At 45.9% G+C, this 19004-nt stretch carries 10 protein-coding genes; 8 read left to right on the top strand and 2 right to left on the bottom strand.

Features of this window, described 5'->3' with window-relative positions:
• Nucleotides 1–90: 90 nt before the first annotated feature.
• From galE to rfbA, 5 genes are all read left to right on the top strand, one after another.
• Nucleotides 91–1131 (top strand): UDP-glucose 4-epimerase GalE, encoded by a 1041-nt coding sequence (galE, locus tag AHMF7616_RS06420; RefSeq protein WP_115372140.1) that lies wholly within the window; start codon nucleotides 91–93, stop codon nucleotides 1129–1131.
• An 83-nt stretch (nucleotides 1132–1214) separates the two neighbouring features.
• Nucleotides 1215–2261 carry a dTDP-glucose 4,6-dehydratase gene (gene rfbB, locus AHMF7616_RS06415; protein WP_115372139.1) on the top strand — a complete coding sequence of 349 codons (1047 nt, stop codon included), beginning with the start codon at nucleotides 1215–1217 and terminating at the stop codon, nucleotides 2259–2261.
• Nucleotides 2262–2322: 61 nt separating this feature from the next.
• The gene (locus AHMF7616_RS06410) at nucleotides 2323–2862 is read left to right on the top strand and encodes a hypothetical protein (protein ID WP_147275619.1); all 540 of its coding nucleotides are present in this window, start codon (nucleotides 2323–2325) and stop codon (nucleotides 2860–2862) included.
• Nucleotides 2863–2942: 80 nt separating this feature from the next.
• On the top strand, nucleotides 2943–3947 hold the full coding sequence (locus tag AHMF7616_RS06405; protein ID WP_115372137.1) for an SDR family oxidoreductase: 1005 nt from the start codon (nucleotides 2943–2945) through the stop codon (nucleotides 3945–3947).
• Between the two features lie 219 nt (nucleotides 3948–4166).
• Complete coding sequence (gene rfbA, locus AHMF7616_RS06400) at nucleotides 4167–5048, top strand: glucose-1-phosphate thymidylyltransferase RfbA (RefSeq protein WP_115372136.1); 882 nt, start codon at nucleotides 4167–4169, stop codon at nucleotides 5046–5048.
• A 66-nt stretch (nucleotides 5049–5114) separates the two neighbouring features.
• Here the strand turns inward: rfbA and AHMF7616_RS06395 are convergent, their stop codons facing one another.
• Nucleotides 5115–6404, bottom strand: a complete 1290-nt coding sequence (locus AHMF7616_RS06395) for an amidohydrolase family protein (RefSeq protein ID WP_115372135.1) — start codon at nucleotides 6402–6404, stop codon at nucleotides 5115–5117.
• A 282-nt stretch (nucleotides 6405–6686) separates the two neighbouring features.
• The gene (locus AHMF7616_RS06390; protein ID WP_115372134.1) at nucleotides 6687–9725 is read right to left on the bottom strand and encodes an amidohydrolase family protein; all 3039 of its coding nucleotides are present in this window, start codon (nucleotides 9723–9725) and stop codon (nucleotides 6687–6689) included.
• A gap of 635 nt (nucleotides 9726–10360) precedes the next feature.
• Between AHMF7616_RS06390 and glgX the strand changes: the two genes are divergently transcribed.
• From glgX to treY, 3 genes are all read left to right on the top strand, one after another.
• Nucleotides 10361–12505 (top strand): glycogen debranching protein GlgX, encoded by a 2145-nt coding sequence (gene glgX, locus AHMF7616_RS06380; protein ID WP_115372132.1) that lies wholly within the window; start codon nucleotides 10361–10363, stop codon nucleotides 12503–12505.
• Between the two features lie 166 nt (nucleotides 12506–12671).
• Complete coding sequence (gene treZ / locus AHMF7616_RS06375) at nucleotides 12672–14510, top strand: malto-oligosyltrehalose trehalohydrolase (RefSeq protein ID WP_115372131.1); 1839 nt, start codon at nucleotides 12672–12674, stop codon at nucleotides 14508–14510.
• Nucleotides 14511–14770: 260 nt separating this feature from the next.
• Nucleotides 14771–18994: a malto-oligosyltrehalose synthase gene (gene treY / locus AHMF7616_RS06370; RefSeq protein WP_115372130.1), complete on the top strand. Its 4224-nt coding sequence runs from the start codon at nucleotides 14771–14773 to the stop codon at nucleotides 18992–18994.
• Nucleotides 18995–19004 lie beyond the last annotated feature (10 nt).

The raw sequence follows: 19004 nt of genomic DNA, 5'->3' as shown, positions 1-19004 counted from the left end.
GTGCCCTTTAGGGCGGAAGGGTAAAGCCAAGAATAAAGCAGTTTTCCCGTAAATAATAAATTGTCTTTCTACCTCATATAATATAAAATTTTGGAAACAAAAGGTAAAATAGTAGTAACAGGTGGTGCCGGCTACATTGGTTCGCACGCGGTAGTGGAGTTATTCGAAGCAGGTTACGAGCCCGTTATCGTGGATAATTTTGTTAATTCACAAGAGTCGGCGTTAGCGGGTGTTCAAGCCATTACAAATGCTACCATTAAATGCCACTCCGTAGATTGCACCGATTTAGAGGCTTTACGCCAAGTGTTTCAAGCCGAGGGTACTATTCTGGGCGTTATTCATTTTGCCGCCTACAAAGCGGTGGGCGAATCCGTGAAAGAGCCTTTAAAATATTACCACAATAACGTAGGTTCTTTGGTGGCCTTGTTGCAGGTAATGACGGAGTTTAAAGTAACCAAGCTGGTTTTTTCTTCGTCGTGTACCGTTTACGGTGTACCCGATCAATTACCGGTAACCGAAGCCACTCCGGTTAAAAAAGCAAACTCCCCGTACGGCAATACCAAGCAAATCTGTGAAGATATTCTCGCGGATCTGGCCCGAAGTGGTGGCAGCCCAATACACGCCATTGCCTTGCGGTATTTTAATCCGGTTGGCGCTCATCCGTCGGCTAAAATTGGCGAACTACCACTCGGTATTCCTAACAACCTGGTACCGTTTATTACGCAAACGGCTATTGGCATTCGCGAAAAGTTAACCGTATTCGGCACCGATTACAGTACCCCGGACGGTAGCAATGTACGCGACTACATTCATGTGGTGGATTTAGCCAAGGCGCACGTAGTGGCCATTGACCGGTTAGTGCAAAACAAAGCCGAGCAAATCGAATTTTTTAATATTGGCACAGGACGCGGCAATTCGGTACTGGAAGTAATCCATACCTTCGAGGAAGTTTCGGGCCAGAAACTTAACTATGTTATTGGTCCGCGGCGGGGCGGCGATGTACCGCAAATTTACGCCGACGTAACCAAAGCTACCCAAGAACTAGGATTTAAAACTGAATTAGGGTTAGAAGAAGCCTTAAAAAGTGCCTGGGATTGGGAAGTAAGTTTAAAAAACACCAGCGAAAAATAAAGCTGGTTCTTGCCAGGTAAGCTTTACTTTTCTGCCCGGCAAAATCAAACTTTTGTAGCGCTATATTTTTAATTCTGTTCCGCATGAAAATTCTCATTACCGGCGGCGCCGGTTTTATTGGTTCGCACGTCGTGCGTTTGTTTGTAAACAAATACCCCGATTATCAAATTGTAAATCTGGATAAACTTACCTACGCTGGAAATTTAGAAAACCTGCGCGATATCGAAAATCAGCCTAATTACGCCTTTGTAAAAGGCGATATTGTAGATGCCGGGTTTATTACGGAGTTATTCCAAGAACAGCAATTTAATGCGGTTATTCATTTAGCCGCTGAGTCGCACGTGGACCGTTCCATTACCGATCCGCTGGCTTTTGTGTTTACCAACGTTATCGGCACGGTAAATCTGCTAAATGCCGCCCGCGAAACCTGGAACGGGAATTACGAAGAACATTTATTTTACCACGTATCTACCGATGAAGTGTACGGCTCGCTGGGCGAAACCGGCCTGTTTACCGAAGATACCAAATACGATCCGCATTCGCCGTATTCGGCTTCCAAAGCTAGTTCCGATCATTTTGTACGGGCTTACCACGACACCTACGGTTTGCCCGTAAAAGTATCGAACTGTTCCAATAACTATGGCCCGAACCATTTTCCCGAAAAACTAATACCGCTGGCCATTAATAATATCCGCAACAACAAACCCGTGCCGGTTTACGGCAAAGGCGAAAACGTGCGCGACTGGCTTTTTGTAAAAGATCATGCTACGGCCATTGATGCAATTTTTCATACAGGCAAAGTGGGCGAAACCTACAATATTGGCGGGGTAAACGAATGGAAAAACATTGATTTAATCCGGCTGCTCTGCGATGTGATGGATGAAAAAACCGGTAAACCAGTGGGCACCTCGCAGCAACTCATCACCTTTGTTACCGACCGGGCCGGGCACGATTTACGCTACGCCATTGATTCTACTAAAATTATCCGGGAATTAGGTTGGCAACCATCCGTTACTTTTGAGCAAGGTTTGGCCCAAACCGTAGAGTGGTACTTGCAAAATACCGAATGGCTGGAACACGTTACCTCCGGCACCTACCAGAGCTACTACGAACAGCAATACACGCGGTAAATTCATTTAGAAGTACTAGAGATCTTCCAGTTACATAAAACAACTTATTATGCTTAAAATTATGTCTACACTATTCTTTAAAAAGAGTGTGTTTGCTATTCTTTTCTTTTTATCAATCTTTATTTCTGACGTTAGTGCCCAAAAGGGTATTCAATTAACAAATATTAAATCTGGTAAAAAATTAAAATTAATTACCATTGGTAAACGAGTTGGCTACGCAGAAGCAACCACACAAGACGGACAAATCAAAGCATCTACAGGTATACTCTCGGAGATTTCTGCCTCTACATTAACTATTGGTGGTAATACAATTAACATTGCAGATATTCAAAGATTTGGAGAAGTAAAGAAAGGTTCTGGATTCTTAGGTTCAGTATTAACCTCTTTAAGTGCAGTAATGGCGGTTGGAGCCATTGCATCTTCTACTAGTTCTGAGCCGGATTGCTCAAATTGTAATACGTTTGTCGAGGACGATGGCGGAACCGCCGGGACTATTTTCCTAACGGGATTAGGAGTAGGAATATCTTATCTAGGCATTCGAACACATATTAGAAATACGCCGCGTAAACTTACAAAATGGAAGATGGATATAATTAATTAAAATATTTAGTCTGAATGTATATTACTCATAATTATGTAAGCTGGAATGTTTGTAAATTTTAATCTTTGATTTAAAAAAACGTGTACGAAAATCTCTTTCATCAGCAACCGCTCGAAAATTTATCTTTTTTAGTTACGGGAGGGGGCGGCTTTATTGGTTCTAATCTTGTGGAGTATTTATTAAAGTATCACGTTGGCAAAGTACGGGTACTGGATAATTTCTCTAATGGTTTTTTAAAAAACATACAACCTTACCAAAACGACCCGCGCTTTGAACTAATTGAGGGAGACATTCGAGAGGCAGAAATTTGTCAGCAAGCCTGCGCCGGAATGGATATAGTATTGCATCAAGCTGCCTTAGGGTCGGTGCCGCGCAGCATTAAAGACCCGATTACTACCAATGAAGTAAATATCAGCGGCTTTGTAAATATGCTCACCGCTGCCAAAGATCAACAGGTAAAGCGTTTTGTTTATGCTGCTTCCTCCTCTACTTACGGCGACAGCAAAGCACTGCCGAAAGTAGAAGAAAATATTGGTCGTCCTTTGTCGCCGTACGCGGTAACTAAATACGCTAATGAGTTATACGCCGATGTTTTTGGTAAAACATATGGCATGGAAATTATCGGCTTGCGGTATTTTAATATTTTTGGCCCGCGGCAAGATCCAAACGGTGCGTATGCGGCCGTTATTCCCTTGTTTATTGAAGCGGTTTTAAAAAACAAGCCACCGCACATGAACGGCAATGGCAACCAAACCCGCGATTTTACCTTTGTAGAGAATTGCGTGGAGGCGAATATCCGGGCGGCCTTAGTGCAACATCCGGAAGCGCTCAATCAGGTGTATAACATTGCCGTGGGCGATCGTACTTCGCTCAACGATTTATTTAAAATCTTAAAAGAAGAAGGCCAATCCGATTTAAGTCCTTTGTACGGACCCGAACGAGCCGGCGATATCCGCGACAGCTTAGCCGATATTACAAAAGCCCGGACCTTGCTGGGCTACGATCCGAAAATTAAAATTAAAGAAGGTTTACAGATTACCCTGGATTGGTTTCGTAATAACCAGGACTTTATTTATAATAGTTAAATTGCTGGATTGTTGAATGGTTAAATTGTTGAATTGCTAATTTGCTGAATTGTTGAAAACTTAAAGTGTTTTTTTGAGCAATATCGGCTTATTTAATTTATAAATTTTAAAAATTAGCAATACGACCATTTAACAATCTAACCATTCAACCATTCAGCACTTTAACCATTTAACCACCTAAAACAAGGGTCTATCGACTATGGACCCTCGACTAAAAATATGAAAGGAATTATTCTCGCCGGTGGCTCTGGTACCCGACTTCATCCGCTCACCCTGGCCGTGAGTAAGCAATTAATGCCGGTTTATGATAAACCCATGATTTATTATCCGCTTTCTATTCTGATGATGGCCGGTATTCGGGATATTTTATTGATCACCACACCGCACGATAATCCTTTATTTAAAAAATTGCTGGGCGATGGCCAGGAATTGGGCTGTAATTTTCAGTATGCTATTCAGGAGGAGCCAAACGGGTTAGCTCAGGCTTTTGTAATTGGTGCCGATTTTATCGGTCCGGACAAAGTAGCCTTGGTTTTGGGCGATAATATTTTTTACGGGGCCGGGTTAAGCGAGCTGCTGCAAAGCAATAACAATCCGGATGGAGGCGTGGTGTATGCGTATCACGTGGGTGATCCGGAACGCTACGGCGTAGTGGAGTTCGACGCTAATAATAACGTTATTTCTATTGAAGAAAAGCCTAAACAACCCAAGTCGAACTACGCTGTACCGGGTTTGTATTTTTACGACAACGAGGTTATTTCAATTGCCCGGGATTTAAAGCCCAGCCCGCGGGGCGAGTACGAAATTACCGATGTCAACCAGGAATATTTGCGGCGGGGTAAGCTAAAAGTAGGCATTCTGGGCCGGGGCACGGCCTGGCTCGATACGGGTACTTTTGATTCGCTGATGCAAGCCGCTACTTTTGTACAGGTAATTGAAGAACGGCAAGGCCTAAAAATAGGCTGCATCGAAGAAATTGCCTACCGCATGAATTTTATTAGTGCCGAACAACTCCAGAAAATTGCGGCCCCATTAGTTAAAAGCGGTTACGGCAAATATTTAATGAATTTACCCCACGAGAAAGTTCTGGACCGCAGCTGATCGCGAATTACCCGAGAATAAAAAAGATTTCGCAGATTTATATCCGCCAACTAGGGCGCGGAAGGATTACTTCTGAGCCTCGTACTTATTTTTAAATTTTTGGTACAAAGCTTTTTGTTTATCCGTTAGGTTAATTTTACGGCCTTGAATGTACGCGGAGGTAACATTATTGGTGCGCATATCCAGCAAATCACCGGAAGACACGACTAAAGTAGCATCCTTGCCCACCTCCACGGTGCCGGTTTGTTGCTGAATACCCAGTATTTTAGCCGTGTTACCCGAAATAGCGGTCAGCGCTTGTTCTTTGGTAAGCCCGTAGGCTACCGCTGTTCCGGCAATAAAAGGTAAATTTCGGTGCCCGTGCAAGGCCCCATCGTAGTTTAAACTAAACAAAATTCCGGCTTGCTGCAGTAAAAAAGGTAATTTATAGGGCAAGTCTACATCATCAACGGTTCGGTTGGGTAGGGCGTGAATCCCCGACAGAATTACCGGTATGTTTTGTTCCCGCAAGAAATCCGTAATTTTCCAGCTATCATAGCCGCCTACTATTACCACCTCTTTTACCCCGTTTTTTTTAGCGAACCGGACTCCTTCAATCATTTCTTTGGCCCCATTGGCGTGCAAGTATAATTTTTTAGTACCTTCCCATAATCCTTTTAAAGCCGCTAATTTTAAATTTTGCTTTTTATTAACGGCCATGGTAAACGCGGCAGCGTCCGTAAAAAGCTGTTGTAGTTCAAGCAAACTGTTATGGCGGTTTTGCACCACTTCGGCTACATTTGGAGCATCCGCCAGCGTTGGTCGGGGGATTACGGGCCAGTTCAGGTGCAAGCCATCGTCGGCTTTTAGCACGGCATCTTCCCAGTTCCAGGCATCCAGTTGCATCACCGACGATGAACCCGAGATGGTACCTCCCACAGGCGTGGCCTGCACCAATAAAACCCCGTTCGCTCGAATAGTAGGTAAAATATCAGAATCGGTGTTGTAAGCCACTAAAGCGCGGACGTTCGGGTTTAAAATACCAACCTCCTGGTCGTCGCGGGTAGCGCGCACGGCTTCTATTTCGCTCAATCCTAATTGGGTATTGGGCTGGATAAGACCGGGGTAAATATGCTGATCACTTACTTCTATTACGTCAAAACCAGTAGCTGCCGGAGCGTTGGCCACTGGGCCGGCATACGTAATTTTACCTTGATCAAACGCCACGGCGGCTTTTTCGATTACGGTACCATTGCCTACGTGCAGCGTAGCCCCGGTTAGTAAAACGGGTTTTACTTGCTTAGGAGCCGGTGCTGGTACTTGCGCCCAGGTGGTACAGGATACTAGAAACAAGCTGACGAATATTTTATATTTCATGTATTTAAGTAAAAGGACAAATTAAAAGATACATTCCAATATTATAAATACAAGGTTAAATCACTGATATTTAAATTATTTTATTTTGTCTTGATACTTGTGTCTTACTACTTAGTATACAGTCCACGGTCTATAGTCTATGATTTTTTTAAATTTTTAAAAATTTTTTCACCATCGCACGGCTTAGCGAATCGAGACTTGCGCTTGGATATGCTAGTATTTTAAGTTGCGCTGCACCTTTGTAACTATATTTTTAATTTATAACAAACTACGACAAATTACTTATTCCGCCACTACATCTTCGCAGTGTTTTACAGCGCCTTTTTGACTAAGCGGTACGGGTTGTGTGGGTTCGCCGGATTGTTTGGCCGCCAGCATTTTCTGGATTAAACGTTGCCGCTCTTTATCCCGCTCCTGACGCAGTTGCTGATCAGTGGCCAAATCAAAATAAAGGATGCCATCCACAAAAGTTTTTTCGGCTTTGGCGTAAATAGATAAAGGGTGATCGGTCCAAAGCACCACATCAGCATCTTTACCGGGTTTCAGGCTACCCATGCGGGCATCGAGGTGCAGTAATTTGGCCGGATTTAAGGTAACCAATTTCAACGCTTCTTCTTCGGACAAACCGCCGTATTTCACCGTTTTAGCGGCTTCTTGGTTCAGGCGGCGGGCCATTTCGGCATCGTCGGAGTTAATAGCGGTTACCAAGCCTACGTTGGTCATTAAAGCGGCATTGTACGGAATTGCATCTTTCACTTCCATTTTATAAGCCCACCAATCCGAAAAAGTAGAAGCGCCCGAGCCGTGTTGTTTCATTTTGTCGGCTACTTTGTACCCTTCCAGAATGTGCGTAAACGTATTTACCTGAAAGCCCATCTGGTCGGCCACTTTTAAAAGCATGTTAATTTCCGATTGCACGTACGAATGGCAGGTGATAAAACGCTGCTTATTTAAAATTTCAACTAAAGCTTCCAGTTCCAGGTCGCGGCGCGGCGTCCCTACTTTCATTTGCGCGGAACGCGATAATTTTTTAAAATTTTGCCAGGCCAGGTCGTATTCTTTGGCTCGTTGAAAGGCATCGACGTACACTTGTTCTACGCCCATGCGGGTTTGCGGAAAACGCACGTTGTGCTGCGGACTTCGGTTACTGTGTTTCACATTTTCGCCTAAGGCAAATTTAATGTAGTGATCGGCTCCCTTAATTTTTAGGTCTTCCGGTCCGAGTCCCCAGCGTAGTTTTATTAAAGCGGATTGTCCCCCAATAGGATTAGCCGAGCCATGCAGTAATTGCGCCGCTACTACCCCACCCGCCAGTTGCCGGTAAATATTAATATCTTCCGGATCTATTACATCGCCAATGCGTACTTCGGCGGTAACGGACTGGGTACCTTCGTTTACCGAATGGCTAATGGCAATGTGCGAGTGTTCGTCAATAATGCCGGGCGTCAGGTGCTTGTTGGTGCCATCAATTACTTTTGCACCGTTGCTGGCTAAGTTTTTACCTACTTTTTCAATTTTGCCGTTGCGTAGCAATACATCGGCATTTTCTAAGCGGCCTTCCGACTCGTTGGTCCAAACGGTTGTATTTTTAATCAAAACAACTTCGGCTTTCGGCAAAGTGGTGCGTCCAAAAACTGTAAACGGATAAACCAGGGCACCTACCGGAGCAGCCGGACTCACTTGCGTACCTGTTGCCAGCGGCCCGGGTTTTTCGAAAGAGGTAATTAAGGTAGCCGACCATTTTACCGGAGCAGCATCGGCTAATTGCCTCGATCCTTGGAAATTATTTCTACCGGAACCATACCAGCCACTTAAACGAATTACACTTTCCGGATTTTTACTATCCGGCGAATAAGCCAATGTAATAAAGTCATTAGTTAAAGTAAGGCGCGCTTTTATTTTGGTAGTATCTTTTTCCGAAGAATTTTTAAAAATAAGGCGAGCATCGGGCTTTTCGGGCTGGCCAGTGATTTCCAGACGAACCGGAGCTTGCGGCCCTACTTGCAAGGTGTATACGCCCCGCACGTCGGTTGGTAAAGTTCTTACCAAGTACCGTTCGCCTTGGATCCAGTTTTCCAAAATAGCATTACCTGCCTGAAAAATTGGCTGCGCGGTAATGATAAAATTAGCGATCATGCCCCGCCGTAAGGCACCCACTTGGTTTTGAATTTGTAGTAAACGAGCAGGGGTTTCGGTTAATGCTTTTAAGGCTTCTTTCTCCGGAAGTCCGTACGCTAAAGCTTTGCGCACATTGGCCAGAAAACGCTTCTTATCTTTTAAATTGGCCGCAGTAAAAGCAAAAGCAACCTTATTTTTAAATAAAACGGCGGCATTTGCCGGCGCCATTTCCCAGTGTTTTAAATCTTCCATGGCCACCCGGTCGGCATCCATGGGATCTTCTACATTATAGGCCTCCGGAAAATTCACCGGCACAATGAGGGGGGCATTGGTGGCTTTTATTTCCCGGATCATCTGGTATTCGTCGCCGCGACCTTTTAAGATATACTGCTGCCCGAACTCGTCGCCTATTTTATCAGCCCGTAATTGATTTAGCTTATCTTGTACTTCAAAAATATGCGGTAGTTTTTGGTTGGCGGTAAAAGCTTGCAAGGATAGATTTTGTTCCTGATTCGGATTTCGGCGGTACCATTCGGCATCGAGGTAAGTTTGCCGGATTAAAGCGATGGCCCCCATCAACGAGTTGGGGTAATCCTGGGTAGAGGAACCACGATTAAAAGATAAACCAGCCGCTACTTTGTCGTGCAATACTACCTCGTTCTCGCGTTTAGGCGCTACCGTTACCAAAGCGGCCGTACCCCGGGCAATGCCATCGGGGTGCTGGGTTACAAGGGTACCAAAACCTTGGTTCCGGTAATCCTCGGCAACTTTCGCATCTACTTTAAATAATTCGGCGGCGTTGGTTTCCGGTCGGATAGCCTGGTTCCAGTTATAAGCTCCTTTCCGGTTACTTTCAGCTTGCGGCGGCGAGGAATAGGTCACGTTTACCGGCGTCACGGCCGGCATGCCGTAACTGGAAAATAAGTCAATAAAACTGGGGTAAATAAATTTTCCCTGGGTGTTTACCACGTGGGCACCGGCCGGTATATTCACGTTGGTGCCCACGGCTTCTACTTTTCCGTTTCGAATAATAAACGTGGCTTTATCCAGGCGGGTTTGATAGTCCACAAAAATGGTAGCGTTGGTAAAAGCCACTAAGCCCGCTCGCTCGTCGGACACGCCATTGCGCGGGAAAGTTTCCTGGGCCTGAACATTTAAAACAATGCCCGCTGCCAATAAAAACACATAAGTAATTTTACGCATAGAAAGTACCTAACCTAAATAAAAATGTAAGGTACGCAGGGGGTAGATGAATGAGAAATTTAAAAAAAACTTTTCGACCAGCTGCCGGAAAGCCTTGCTAAAACGAGCCGGCTGCCGGAAAACTTTATCAATATAATAAGGAGCAGGTTTGGAGAAGGTATTTTAACAAATAGCCGGAAGTTTGTTTTATGAACCTGCCCAGGAGTATGGGCCAGCATACATTACCGCCCGCGGGCTTCTCCGGAGACGGAAGAAGGTTTTAATGAATAATCCTGGTTGTGCTTTCCTGTACAAAACTATAATAACAGGTTCCTACGGTTTAGCTTTATTATTCTACTATCCGTATTTATACCCCAATCAGAACAAAGCATTTAAATAAATACGGAATTTTAACACTTACCTACTTCCCGGCTGGTATTAGCTGGTATTTTATCGTAGAACTCATTTTAATCCGTTTGCTATTTTATTTGCGTTTTTTCAGGTGTATGCTTCTGATTTTTAGTTATAAGCTAAACCGGACTTCAGCAAGACCACCAGTAGAATCGACCATTTTTGAATATTATTCGTACACGCTACCCATGGTCTGTTTTATTCACTTTAAACCTAAGCTGCAATACTATTTGTACTAACCATTTATGATTAAAACTCCTGTTGTTTATCCCGGAAAACCGTATCCCTTAGGTGCTACCTGGGACGGGGAAGGGGTTAATTTTGCTCTTTACGCCGAGAACGCTACCGGCGTAGAACTATGCTTGTTTGATTCCGTCGAAGATGATTCGGAAAGTATTATTATTTTAATTTCGGAACGTACCCACCAGGTATGGCACGTGTATTTACCCTGGGCCAAACCCGGCCAGCTATACGGCTACCGCGTACACGGCCCTTTCGACCCGCTCAACGGCCACCGCTTTAATGCGAACAAAGTATTGATTGATCCTTACGCCAAAGCCATATCGGGCACTATTCAGTGGCACGATGCCATGTTTGGTTACAACTTAAATCAGGAAGAACCGGAAGAACGGGATTTAAGTTTTAACGAACAGGACAATGCCGCTTATATTCCGAAAGCAGTCGTAATCGATCCGTATTTTAACTGGGACGGCGATAAGCCGCCCAAAACACCCTACCATAAATCCATTATTTACGAAACCCACGTCAAAGGCTTTACCAAACTGCACCCGGCCATTCCGGAAGAAATCCGGGGTACCTACGCCGCCCTGGTGCACCCGGTTTCCATTCAGTATTTAACGTCGCTCGGGATTACCGCCATTGAATTAATGCCCGTGCACCATTTTGTAAACGACAGCATTTTACAGGATAAAGGCTTATCTAACTACTGGGGCTACAACACCATTGGCTTTTTTGCCCCGGATGTGCGCTACTCCAGCAGCGGGGTGTTAGGAGAACAAGTAACCGAGTTTAAGAACATGGTGAAAGAGTTTCATAAAGCGGGCATTGAAGTTATTCTGGATGTGGTGTACAACCATACTGGCGAAGGCAACCAGTTAGGACCTACTTTGTCGTTTCGGGGCATTGATAATGCGGCATACTACCGCCTGATGCCCGAAGAAAAGCGTTACTACATGGATTATACCGGTACCGGCAACACGCTCAATGCCATGCTGCCCAGTACCCTGCGTCTGATAATGGATAGTCTGCGTTATTGGATTATCGAGATGCATGTTGATGGTTTCCGTTTTGATTTAGCTTCAGCGCTGGCCCGCGAGCTGCACGACGTGGACCGGCTAGGTTCTTTCTTCGATATTATTCACCAGGATCCGGTTATCAGCCAGGTTAAATTAATTGCCGAACCCTGGGATATTGGCGAAGGGGGCTATCAGGTCGGAAAATTTCCGCCCGGCTGGACCGAGTGGAACGGCAAATACCGCGACTGCATGCGCGATTTCTGGCGCGGCGAACAAGCCATGTTACCGGAATTTGCCAACCGCCTAACCGGTAGCTCCGATTTATACCTCGACGATTACCGTAGGCCCACGGCCAGTATTAATTTTATTACGGCCCACGACGGCTTTACCCTGAATGATTTAGTATCGTACAACGAAAAGCACAATTTACATAACGGTGAAGATAATAACGACGGCGAAGATCATAACCGCTCCTGGAATTGTGGCGTAGAAGGACCCACAGACGACGAATGGGTAAACACCATCCGGAATCGGCAGAAACGTAATTTCTTAACTACCTTGTTTTTATCGCAAGGCGTGCCCATGTTGGTTGCCGGCGACGAAATCAGCCGCACGCAGAACGGGAATAACAATGCCTATTGTCAGGATAACGAAATCTCGTGGCTTAATTGGCAAAACGCTGATACCGAGCTGCTAGCTTTTACCCGTAAACTAATCCATCTGCGTAAGAATCACCCTATTTTCCGGCGCCGGCGTTGGTTTCAGGGCCAGCCTATTAAAGGCATTGGCGTAGAAGATATTGCCTGGTTTTTACCCGACGGTTCCGAAATGACCGAGGAGCACTGGAACCAGGATTTCGCTAAATCTTTGGCTGTTTATTTCAGCGGAATTGGTTTGCACTCCAAAGGTCCGAAGGGCGAGCACGTGTACGACGATTCATTTTACATTATTTTCAACGCCTCCGATATCCCGCTGCCGTTTAAGTTACCGCTTAAAAAATACGGTGACAAATGGACTAAAATTTTGGACACCAGCCTGAACAAAGTAGATGAGCCCATGGAAATCTACAAAGATGAAGACGAAATCCGGGTTGATTCCCGCTCTATTGTATTGCTGCAACATCCTATTATTTAGTTGTTAGTTGCTGGTTGTTAGTTGTTAGTTACTACACCATCGGCTTTGAGTATTATTCCAAATTACGGTTATCTGCCATCTTTCAGCATTTATAATTTAAAGATGATGTACTAATGCCAACAAATAACAACCAGCAACTAACAACCAGTAACTAACAACTATTAACATGTATTCCACTTCTATTCAGCAACGTACTATTGGTGTTAACTTTACCGCTACCGGCGAAGCATCCGTTGTTTTGTGGGCTCCGCTTTTAAACCATGCGGCCATTCAGGTGGCCGGTAAAAATACGTTACCGCTTACCCAACAAGACCTGGGTTTCTGGCAGCTTACTACCCACGAGCTGCAACCCCATGACCGGTATAAGTTTGTGCTGAATAACGAGCAAGAGTTTCCGGACCCCACTTCCCTGGCGCAACCCGAAGGCGTACACGGTTTTTCTGAAGCAATTAATATAATGGATTTTGCCTGGACGGACGAGAACTGGCAGAATTTACCTTTAGCCGACTATATTCTGTACGAACTGCACACCGGCACTTTTACCCCGGAGGGTACCTTCGAAGCGATAGGAACCAAGCTGGATTATTTAAAAAAGTTAGGCGTAAACACCATTGAAATAATGCCCGTAGCGCAATTTCCGGGTACGCGCAACTGGGGCTACGACGGTGTTTTTCCGTTTGCGGTGCAACATTCCTACGGGGGAGCGCGTGGCTTACAACGCTTAGTAGATATTTGCCACCAAAAAGGCATAGCGGTGGTGCTGGATGTAGTGTATAACCACTTGGGGCCGGAAGGTAATTATCTGGGAGCTTACGGTCCGTTTTTCACCGATAAATACAATACGCCCTGGGGAAATGCCTTAAATTTTGATGATGCCTGGTGCGATGGCGTACGGCAGTTTTTCATCGAGAATGTGCTTATGTGGTTTCGTGATTTTCACGTGGATGCCTTGCGCTTAGATGCCGTACATGCCATTAAAGATTTTAGCGCGGTACACATTCTGCGCGAAATAAAGATGCACGTGGACCTGCTGATGCAAGAAACTGGCCGGACTCATTATTTAATCGTGGAATTGGATTTGAACGATCCCAAGTTTATAAATCTTGTAACAGAACAAGGCTTTGGCATGGATGCGCAGTGGATTGATGAATTTCACCATGCCTTGCGCGTAGCAGCCACCGGCGAAAGCACCGGCTATTATTCCGATTTCACCGGCATTAGTCATCTAGCCAAAGCGTACCAGGACGCTTACGTATACGATGGGCAATATTCGCCGCATCGGTTTAAAAAATTTGGTTTAAAAGCCGAACACAACCCGGGTCAGCAATTTATTGTTTTCTCACAGAACCACGACCAGGTGGGCAACCGCATGTTAGGCGAACGAACCAGCCAATTGGTAAGCCTGGAAATGCAAAAATTAATGGCCGGTGCCGTGCTGGTGAGTCCGTATGTACCCATGCTTTTTATGGGCGAAGAATACGCCGAACCCCATCCGTTCTTGTATTTTGTCAGTCACACCGATCCGGATTTAGTAGAGGCCGTACGTAAGGGCCGTAAAGCCGAGTTTGCTGCTTTTCACGCGCTCGGCGAGGCACCCGATCCGCAATCCGAAGCAACTTTTAACCAATCAAAGCTGCAATGGCATTTGTTAGACGAGGAACCGCACCAAACTTTGTTCCGGTATTACCAGGCGCTTATTCAGCTTCGCCAAACAAACCCGGCTTTAAAAAATTTAAACCGGCACCATCTGGATGTGGTCTGTAACGAAAACACCAAAACTTTACTGTTGCACCGCTGGCACGAGAATCAGCATGTGCTTTGTTTGCTGAATTTCTCCCCGGAAGTGCAGTCGGTTACTTTACCCACTTACGCCAGCAACTGGCAGAAATTGTTTGATTCGGCCGCACCTGAGTGGAACGGCAAAGCTGCCGCTCCGGATTCTATTTCCAGTGGCATTGGCATCACCTTACAACCCGAATCTTTGATTATTTATCAGAACGATTGACCCTTCCGCCTGCGGCACCTTCCCTAAAAACAGGGAAGGAGATGCCGATAAAGCTGCGTAGGTAAGCTTTGCTACCTTTTTAAATGATACATAAAATGCAAAAAAAGGTGTTTACTTGAGAAAGGTTTGGCTGATAAATTTAAACCAAACTCTACTAGTACATCAATAACCACAGTAATTTCATTCGCCCCGACCAGCCGCATCTCCTCCCCTGTTTTTAGGGGAGGTGCCGTAGGCGGAGGGGTCAAAATTTAAAAAAAATGCATAATCCTGTCGCTACCTACCGACTACAATTTCATAAAGACTTTACCTTTTCCGACTTTGAAGGTATGATGGCCTACCTGCAAAAACTAGGGGTAAGCACCATATACGCCTCTCCTATTCTGGAAGCAACTTCCGGCAGCACGCACGGCTACGATGGCGTTAACCCGCACCGGATTAACCCGGAAATTGGCACCGAAGAACAACTGAAAACCCTCAGTAAAAAGCTGAAAGAACAAGGCATAAGCTGGTTGCAGGATATTGTACCGAACCACATGGCTTTTCATCCGGAAAATCCCTGGCTCATGGATGTGCTGGAAAAAGGTCCGCAGTCCACTTATGCCAAGTTCTTTGATATTACCCACAACAGCGATACCATGAAAGGCCGTTTGATGGTGCCTTTTTTGGGAGCTCCCCTGGAACAAGTTATTCAGAATAAAGAATTAAAAGTTGCGTACGCGCAAGAACAACAACGTTTTGTGTTGCAGTACTACGATAGTATTTATCCCTTAGGCTATCATTCTTACGAAACCATATTGACTACCGGTGAGCCCACTCAGGCCATTCAGCAGCTATTAGCAACGCTGGAACAGCTGCACCAAACCGAAGATGCAACCACCTACTCCACCGCTTTTTCCGATTTTCAGCAACAATTAGCCGGGCTCATGAAAAACGAAGTGGTAAAAGCTTCCGTGGAAAAATCACTGGCCGAGATAAATAACAACCCGGAAAAATTAGCCCAAATGGCCGATGAGCAAACCTACCGCTTGTGTTATTGGCAGGAAACCGATAAGCAAATAAACTACCGCCGGTTCTTCACGGTAAATGGCCTTATTTGTTTGAACATGCAGGATCCAGAAGTATTCCAGACATACCACCAGTACATTCAAGCTTTACGCGAAGAAGGTATTTTCCAGGGCTTACGCATCGACCACATCGACGGCCTTTACGACCCAGCTACCTATTTAGAGCAACTGCGGCAATATACCGGCGAAGAAACCTATTTAATCGTTGAAAAAATATTAGAGCCCGGCGAAGACATTCCGAAAAACTGGCCCATCCAGGGCAATACCGGCTACGACTTTTTATCGCTGGTCAATAACTTATTTACCCAGAACAGCAGCGAACAAGCTTTTACCCAATTTTACCACCAGTTGGTAGGCGAAGGCGCCGAGGTGCAGGAACAAATTCACGAGAAAAAAGCCTATATTCTGGAGCACCACCTGGCCGGTGAACGGGAAAACCTCTACCAGCTTTTTCAGGACTTAAACCTCCCGGAAAATAATCATTTAGACCCCGAAGAAGCCGAAAATTTAAAAAAAGCCATTGGCGAGTTCCTGGTACAATGCCCGGTGTACCGTTTTTATGGCAACCAATTTCCGTTGAGTGAAGAAGAAGCCGCCGAAGTAAGCCAGGTCTTCGACCGTATGCGGAACGACCATAAGGACCTGGGTTCGGCCGTGGATACGCTGGAAGAAGTAATTTTGAAAAAGCCGCAACAAGCAGATGAAGTCTACAACCAGCGGGTGCAGCAGTTTTACCAGCGCTGGATGCAGTTTAGCGGGCCGTTAATGGCCAAAGGGGTAGAAGACACCCTGATGTACACCTACAACCGCTTTGTGGGCCACAACGAAGTCGGCGATTCGCCGGAAGCTTTTGGGCATACCCCCGGAGAGTTTCACGCCCGCATGCAGGATCGGCAGAAAAACTGGCCCTTAACCATTAACGCTACTGCTACCCACGATACCAAACGCGGCGAAGACGTGCGGGCGCGCTTAAACGTGTTAACTGATTTGCCCGAAGAATGGCTCGAAAAAGTACAGGAATGGCAGCAACTCACCCAGGATTTAATCCAGGAAAATAAGCCCGATGCCAACGATGCGTACTTTATTTTCCAGACTTTAGTTGGGGCTTACCCGATTCTGGCGGAAGAGGAAGCCGGCTTTGCCGACCGGTTAGCAGAGTACTTGCCAAAAGCTTTACGCGAAGCTAAAATAAATTCCAACTGGACTACTCCCGCCGAAGAATACGAACAAGCCACGAAAGAGTTTGCGGTTAAATTATTAGATAAGCAATCCCCTTTTTGGCAAAGTTTTGAGCCTTTTTTTAAAAAAATAGCCGATTTTGGCATGGTAAACTCGTTGGCCCAGGTACTTTTAAAATTCACGTGCCCCGGTACCCCCGATACTTACCAGGGAACCGAATTGTGGGATTTAAGCCTGGTAGACCCCGACAACCGCCGGCCCGTAGATTACGAGCAACGCTTGCGCTACCTCGATGAGTTAGACGCCTACGACCTGAACAAGCAAGAAGCCCTCTGGACGGATTTATGGCAAAACCGCCACGATGCCCGCCTGAAACTTTGGCTCACGCGCAACCTGCTTTTGGAGCGCCGCAACAACGCCGATCTTTTTGCGAAAGGCAAATACATTCCGTTGGCAGTAACCGGCAAGTATAAAGATCATGTTTTTGCTTTTGCCCGTCAGCATTTGCGCACCTGGTACATTGTAGCCGTGCCTTTGCATGTAGCCGCCATCAGCTCCGGCGAAACCATAGATTTAACCGCCATCGATTGGCAAGACACGAAAATAATACTACCGAAAAATGCCCCGGCCGATTGGCAAAACATGCTGCTCCGTACTTCCGGTAAATACGCGCACGAGCTATCGGTGCAGGATTTATTTAGTGTGTTGCCCGTTTCCCTTATAAAACTACAGGCGGTAAATGAGCGCGGTGCCGGCATTTTATTACACATTACCTCTTTGCCTTCGCCGTTTGGCATTGGGGATTTAGGTCCGGAAGCCCGGCAATTTGCGAATTTCCTGTACCGGAGCAAACAGAAATACTGGCAGTTATTGCCGCTTAACCCCATTGAACAAGGCCAGGGTTATTCGCCGTATTCCTCAATTTCCAGCCGCGCGGGCAACCCTTTACTCATTAGTCCGGAGTTGCTGGCGAAAGAAGGCTTACTGCCCAATGTAGATCTGAAACAATATTATTTGCCCCAGACGGGGTCCGTTGACTACCAGGAAGCCCAACGCGTGAAAGACGCAATTTTAAATACTGCCTGGCAAAATTTTAAAAATGGCGAATTCCAAACCTTGCAGCAGCAGTTCCTCGACTATTGCTTAACCGAAGCCAGTTGGTTGGATGATTTTGCGTTGTACATGGTGCTCAAAGCTCAGAATAACGGCGCGGCCTGGTTCCAGTGGCCCGAGGAATTTAAGCAACGCGAACTACAAGCCTTAGCCGAGGTAACTGCCCAAAACCAGGATACACTCGATAAAATTAAATGGATACAGTTTATTTTCGCGAAGCAATGGAAACGCCTGCGCACCTATTGCAATAACCGCGGCATTCTGCTTTTCGGCGATATGCCTTTTTATATTTCTTACGACTCCGTGGATGTATGGAGCAATTCCGAGATTTTTGCCCTGGACGAAGAAGGTAAAATGACCGGTGTTGCCGGTGTGCCACCCGATGCTTTCAGCGACGATGGCCAGTTGTGGGGCATGCCCGTTTTTAAATGGGACGTACTCCAAAAACGCGATTACGATTGGTGGGTAGGCCGCCTGCGTAAAAACATAGAATTGTATGATTTAGTACGACTAGATCATTTCCGGGCTTTTGCCGATTACTGGGAAGTACCGGCCGGCGACACCACCGCCCGCAATGGCGTGTGGCAACCCGGTCCGGGAGCCGACTTTTTCACCTACATGGAAAAAGAATTAGGCAGCCTGCCGTTTGTGGCCGAAGACTTAGGCGAGATCAACGACTTGGTTTTAAAACTTCGCGACGATTTTAACTTGCCCGGGATGAAAATTCTGCAATTTGCTTTCGGCGACGAAATGCCGCAGAACGATTACATTCCGCATAATTACGCCCGTAACTTTATTGCTTACACCGGCACCCACGACAACAACACCGTATTGGGTTGGTACCGCCAGGAAGGCCATAAGTACCACCAGCAAATCGAGCATTACGTAGGCCGCGATTTAACCGAAGAGGACATGTACTGGGTAATGAGCCGGTTAGCCTACGCCTCCGTCGCCAAAACGGCTATTCTGCCTTTGCAGGATTTATTGGGAATCGATGAGCAAGGCCGCATGAACACGCCGGGCCAAGGTGAAGGAAACTGGGGCTGGCGCTTGCTCCCTGGCCAGCTTACCCCGGAGGCAGAAAATGTTCTGAAAGAATGGACAAACGTGTATAACCGGGGTTAGAAATATAAAA

The sequence above is a fragment of the Adhaeribacter pallidiroseus genome, from assembly GCF_003340495.1.
Classification (GTDB): Bacteria; Bacteroidota; Bacteroidia; order Cytophagales; family Hymenobacteraceae; genus Adhaeribacter; species Adhaeribacter pallidiroseus.
The sequence above is the reverse complement of the archived record's forward strand: the minus strand, read 5'-3'. Positions and strand labels throughout refer to the sequence as shown.

Bases quoted from the DNA above. Each gene is read 5' to 3' on its own strand.
- rfbB (WP_115372139.1), top strand. From the start codon at position 1,215: ATGAAAATTCTCATTACCGGCGGCGCCGGTTTTATTGGTTCGCACGTC.
- treZ (WP_115372131.1), top strand. From the start codon at position 12,672: ATGTATTCCACTTCTATTCAGCAACGTACTATTGGTGTTAACTTTACC.
- AHMF7616_RS06410 (WP_147275619.1), top strand. From the start codon at position 2,323: ATGTCTACACTATTCTTTAAAAAGAGTGTGTTTGCTATTCTTTTCTTT.
- treY (WP_115372130.1), top strand. From the start codon at position 14,771: ATGCATAATCCTGTCGCTACCTACCGACTACAATTTCATAAAGACTTT.
- AHMF7616_RS06395 (WP_115372135.1), bottom strand. From the start codon at position 6,404: ATGAAATATAAAATATTCGTCAGCTTGTTTCTAGTATCCTGTACCACC.
- AHMF7616_RS06390 (WP_115372134.1), bottom strand. From the start codon at position 9,725: ATGCGTAAAATTACTTATGTGTTTTTATTGGCAGCGGGCATTGTTTTA.
- glgX (WP_115372132.1), top strand. From the start codon at position 10,361: ATGATTAAAACTCCTGTTGTTTATCCCGGAAAACCGTATCCCTTAGGT.
- rfbA (WP_115372136.1), top strand. From the start codon at position 4,167: ATGAAAGGAATTATTCTCGCCGGTGGCTCTGGTACCCGACTTCATCCG.